Consider the following 5,497-nt stretch of genomic DNA (forward strand, 5'->3'; position numbering starts at 1 on the left):
AGGTGATTAAAAGGAGAGGCTAGGGATTTAGAAACTTTAAAAACTTTAGTCTTAGATGTTTATTAAATTGGCATTTTGCTAGTTGATTTTACATGGTAAGTTCGGAAGAACCAAATTTATTGACTCAAAATCAGCTGTACTTAATTTAAATGAAACAGCCCTAGGGGTTCGGGGGGGGGAGATTCGGCTAATCTAAGAATAAGCGGTTTAAATACGTCTTAGCTTAAGTATTTGTTTAAGAATAACCTGAACAATTTTGGCCAGGGTAATCGCACGTTATTTTGTATAAATTGTAACAGAAAAAAATCCCTGACTATTATTTCTAGCAGGTTGAACTGACAGGAGTTAATCTGATACTAAATCCGTTGAGTATAGGCTACTTATCAGGACAGGCACTCATGCAAGAGGCAAAAGGCAAAAAGGGCAATAGATATAGCGGGTTTCAGTCTAATAAGGTACAGTAAATCCCTTGATAGATAGGCGTTTCAGCGTTTCAATCGGGACTCACTTCTGTGAAAACCGCTATAATCAGTCTTTAATATAGCACTTTTGACGTTACTGAGGTATCGACAAGTTTTGCCAATAAGGGGCTTAAGCCCCTTGCCCATGCCTCATTCTGATGAAAACTGCTATAACTTATATAGGAGCGCTCAATCTTGGTGTCCTTTGTGTCTTTGTGGTTCGTTCCAAGGACTGTATCTTAGAATACATTTTACCCGACAAACCCAAGAGATCCAATCAAGTTGATCTTAATTTTAAGCTAAATATCGACAAAAAAAGCTCTCCGGGAAAAAGGAGAGAGGAGAGAACGAGTTAGAAAAAATTATTAATGTAACCATCCTTTCAGACGACGCGCGACTTGAGGACGACGTAATTTTCGCATCGCTTTAGTTTGAATTTGACGTACCCGTTCGCGAGATAAATTGAACATTCCTCCCACTTCCTCTAGGGTATAGGGTTGACTGGTAGCTAAACCATAACGGAGGGAGATAACATCTTTTTCCCGTTCCGTGAGAACATCACTTAAAACTGCGAAAATTTCTTGACGCATCATCATCTCATTCATTTTATCTTCGGGAAGTTGTAGATCATCATCTTCTAACAGATCCACTAATTCCGTATCTTCTCCCTTCCCTACACGATGATTTAAAGAGAGAGATTGACGACGCAATTGTAATAATTGCCGCAATTGTTCGGGAGTCATTTCTAACGCTTCTGCGAGTTCTCGTTCATTGGGATTGCGCTGTAAATCTTGCTTGAGAATGCGCTGTGCTTTTTTGAGTTTATTGAGTTTTTCGACAATGTGAATCGGTAAACGAATTGTCCGCGCATCGTTAGCAATAGTGCGGGTGATTGCTTGTCGAATCCACCAATAAGCATAGGTAGAGAATTTATAACCTTTATTGGGATCGAATTTTTCGGCCGCACGGTTGAGTCCGATCGCACCTTCTTGAATTAAATCTAGGAAAGGAACCCCGCGATTTAAATAGCGTTTAGCGATAGAAACCACTAAGCGCAAATTAGAACGAATCATTTTCCGTTTAGCTGTTCGTCCGCGATAAAGACGGTTTTCCAGTTGACGTTCATTATCTAATTCTAAAGCGATCGCCCATTCCGTTTTCGTCGGGGGACGATGTAAATTTTCTTGCAGTTTTTGGCGCACTTCTTCCGCTTCCATGAGAAACTTAACCGAGTAGGCTAATTCAATTTCTTCTTCCGCACTAAGCAGGGGATAACGCGCCATTTCTTTAAAAAATGCGCCAACAGTGTCTTCATTGCTGCCTTTATCGTATCCTGTTCCACTACCTGCAGCAGTGGTTTTTAGGGGTTCTGGTAAAGGTTCAGTCAGATCTTCGTCAGTTCTTTCACCAAAATCCATGCTGTCCAGTTCTAAAGGATTTGTCTCCAGGGCAATGATGTGATTAAAATTATCATCGGCGGCTAGTTTAGAGATTTTCATAAGCAGTTATTGTGGTTATGGATGGAGTGGGATTATAATAGCGGGGAAAAACTCAGTTTCTCCCAATGGGATGATTGTTACATTGAATTTTCGGGGAGCAGATTTTTTAAACGTTTTCTTAATTAATGGCGGCCATTTCTGGGATATAATTATGCGCTTCTGTGTGGATTGTTACAAATCGCTGAACCAGATAATCAGATTTTCTGGTGAATGGGAGGAGCTTTCAGTGTTTCTACTCATACACTCTAACTAAGGTTTTTGGTATTTGACTAGGTAAAGATTACGCTTCTTAACAATCAAGATAGCCATCAGCTTTTTATTACTATTCTTCGCTTTTCCTATTGAGAACTATTCTCAACTTTTGACTAACTATGGTGCGATTTAATAGCTAATAGTCAATAGTTATCATTAACTTTATCAATGCTTAAGGGTGGATAAAAATTCTTTTTGGAAGACTTCACTAGCTAAAAATCAAAATTTGTGGGCAAAAAAGCAATATTTAAACTGTTTTTAGAGAAAATTAACTGGTTTTATTCCCCTCAAGCTTTAAACTATAATTTAAATACCCCATTCTCCCCACTTCCCACTTCCCACTTCCCACTTCCCACTTCCCACTTCCCACTTCCCACTGATAACTGATAACTGATAACTGATAACCATGCTCGATCGCCATGCTACTCTAACTGTAGCGGAACCTCGCACACCTTACCAATTAACCACAACTAGACAACCGTGGTTAGAGGTTTTGGTTGATCGCCCTTATCCTAGAGATAGTCAAGAGGATCAGCAAATATTAACCTATAGTGTCCCCCCAGATTTAACGGTAGAAATCGGCGATATTTTAAGCGTTCCCTTTGGTTCTCAGGTAATTGGGGGAATTGCTCTTAGATTTCTCGAAAATTTGCCTCCAGGACTAGAAGAAAATCAAATTCGTCCCGTGGAAGATGTGATTACTAAGGGCTTTTTCCCCGATAATTATTGGCAGTTATTGACTAAAATCGCCCAATACTATGCAACGGATTTAATCACCGTTGTTCGCGTCGCTTTACCTACGGGTTTACTGCGAAGTTCCCAACGTCGCATCAGATTAAAACCAGAAGCGATTCCCCCCGGTGCTGAAGTTTTTTGTACTCCCCTCTCCCGTCAGATTTTATCCCTGCTCAAAAATCAAAAAGAAGGCGATTATTCGGCGAAATACCTGCAAGAAAAAGTAAAAAATGCTAATTACGGTATCCGAGACTTAGTTAAGCGCGGTTGGGTAGAAAGCTATCTAGAAGCACCCAAAAGTACCAATATTAAACAAAAAAAAGCCATTACCCTACTGATAACCGACTTTCCTACGGATTTAACCGAAAATCAGCGCAAAATTGTCGAAATTCTCCGTCATCAGGGGGGAGAAATGTGGCTGCCAGAATTGGCACAACTTGCGGGGACAAAACATTTTAAACCGCTCATTGACAAGGGTTATGTGGTGATTCAAGATCGAGAATTTCTGCGCTTATCCTCGGCGATTATGAGCAGGGATCAACCAAAAACACTCACTTCTAGTCAAAAACAGGCTTTAGAAGCCATTCAAACCCTAAAAGGTGGTGAAAGCGCTCTCTTACATGGAGTGACGGGATCGGGTAAAACAGAAGTCTATCTACAGGCGATCGCACCTGTCCTGGCAGCGGGTAAATCTGCCTTGGTTTTAGTCCCCGAAATTGGATTAACACCGCAACTAACCGATCGCTTTGTGGCCCGTTTTGGCGATCGAGTCTATGTTTATCATAGCGCCCTCTCGGAAGGAGAAAGATACGATACTTGGCGACAGATGTTGACAGGAACCCCGCAAGTTATTATCGGGACGAGATCGGCGATTTTTGCCCCTTTACCCCACCTAGGCATGATTATCCTCGATGAAGAACACGATAGCAGCTTTAAACAAAGTCAATTACTCCCCACCTATCACGCGCGTACCGTGGCTAAATGGCGCGCTCAATTAAACCATTGTACCGTAATTTTAGGATCGGCTACGCCATCCCTAGAAACATGGCTAGAATCCCAAGCTAATCCCCGTCTTTACCTATCTTTGCCCGATCGCATCCAAAATCGCCCCTTACCGCGGGTGGAAATCGTCGATATGCGACGGGAATTGCAGCGAGGCAATCGTTCCCTGTTTAGTCAATCCCTGCGTTCAGCGCTGGAAACCCTGCGCGACAAGGGAGAACAGGCAATTTTATTCGTCAGTCGTCGGGGACATAGTACCTTTGTATCTTGCCGAAGTTGCGGTTATGTGCTGGAGTGTCCCCACTGTGATGTCTCCCTCTCCTATCACCACACCGAACCGGGAGCGCAAGAATTACTCCGCTGTCACTACTGCAACTATGGTCGCATTCATCCGAAACAATGTCCTGAATGCGGTTCTCCCTATCTGAAATTTTTCGGCACTGGCACTCAGCGAGTCACCCAAGAATTAAGCAAAGAATTTCCCGATTTGCGCTGCTTGCGTTTTGATAGTGATACCACCCGTAATAAAAATGCTCCCCGGGAACTATTAAAAAAATTTACTGATGGTGAGTTTGATGTCTTAGTCGGAACCCAAATGCTCACCAAAGGATTAGATATAGAGCGAGTTACTTTAGTGGGAGTAATGGCAGCCGATGGTTTACTTTATCACTCCGATTATCGCGCCTCCGAACGCGCTTTTCAAACCCTCACCCAAGTAGCAGGGAGAGCAGGAAGGGGAGAAACAGAAGGAAAGGTAATTATCCAAACCTATACCCCCGAACATCCCGTGATTAGAGCAGTACAAACCCACGATTATGAGGGTTTTGTCGAGACGGAATTAATGCAGAGAGAGGGGTTAAATTATCCTCCCTACGGCAGTTTAGTCTTAATTCGCTTTAGTGGTTTAGATGGGGAAGCAGTGCAGAAAAGTGCCGAAAATGTCGCAGAGGAATGTGTTAATAATTTCGGTTCCGATTGGGATATTTTGGGACCTGCACCCGCAACAATTATGCGCGTGGCTAACCGTTATCGCTGGCAAATTCTGTTAAAATTATCGGGAGAAAAGGCTGATATCGGTCGTCTTTTTCTTCCTCTGAAAAGCTTAGTTTTACCGAAGGTAAGTATGGCGATCGATGTGGACCCCTTAACGATAGAATAATCAAGGATGGATAATGCGCTCGCAACGCGCTCGCTACGCGAGATCGCTATTGTTCACGGATGCAACCAGTTATCTAAATCTGTCAAAGTGTCAAAGTCTAATAAAGCGAGTCCTAAGTCTTCTAAGCGCTCCACAGGAAGGTTACGGATAGTTTCTTGTAGATTCTGGGGTATTTCCCCGAAACGTCGCTGAAGTTGACGGAGGACTAACTTTAATGCTTCCTGCTGTACACCTTGCTGTAGTCCTGTTTTCAGTCCCTCTTGAACCGCTTGTTCTCTATCCTGTTGGTAAAGTGGAGCTAAACGCATAATAAACTCCCTATCCTCCTGTGTTTTTTTCGATAACGCTTCTAGATTTCTACTCAGATTATACAATAAGTTTAAGGAAGC

At 42.5% G+C, this 5,497-nt stretch carries 3 protein-coding genes; 1 reads left to right on the forward strand and 2 read right to left on the reverse strand.

Annotation, left to right across the window (positions count from 1 at the left end; genetic code table 11):
• Window positions 1-826 precede the first annotated feature (826 nt).
• Window positions 827-1,960, reverse strand: coding sequence for an RNA polymerase sigma factor, RpoD/SigA family (locus H6F92_RS22765; RefSeq protein ID WP_190359602.1), 1,134 nt, complete (start codon window positions 1,958-1,960; stop codon window positions 827-829).
• Between the two features lie 658 nt (window positions 1,961-2,618).
• On the opposite strand from H6F92_RS22765, the gene priA reads away from it, so the two are divergent.
• On the forward strand, window positions 2,619-5,108 hold the full coding sequence (gene priA, locus H6F92_RS22770; RefSeq protein ID WP_190359603.1) for a primosomal protein N': 2,490 nt from the start codon (window positions 2,619-2,621) through the stop codon (window positions 5,106-5,108).
• A gap of 53 nt (window positions 5,109-5,161) precedes the next feature.
• Here priA and H6F92_RS22775 read toward each other — a convergent pair.
• On the reverse strand, window positions 5,162-5,497 hold a 336-nt coding region (locus H6F92_RS22775; RefSeq protein ID WP_242030243.1), incomplete at its 5' end, for a DUF4351 domain-containing protein.

The sequence above is a fragment of the Microcystis wesenbergii FACHB-1317 genome, from assembly GCF_014696875.1.
Taxonomy (GTDB): Bacteria; Cyanobacteriota; Cyanobacteriia; order Cyanobacteriales; family Microcystaceae; genus Microcystis; species Microcystis wesenbergii_A.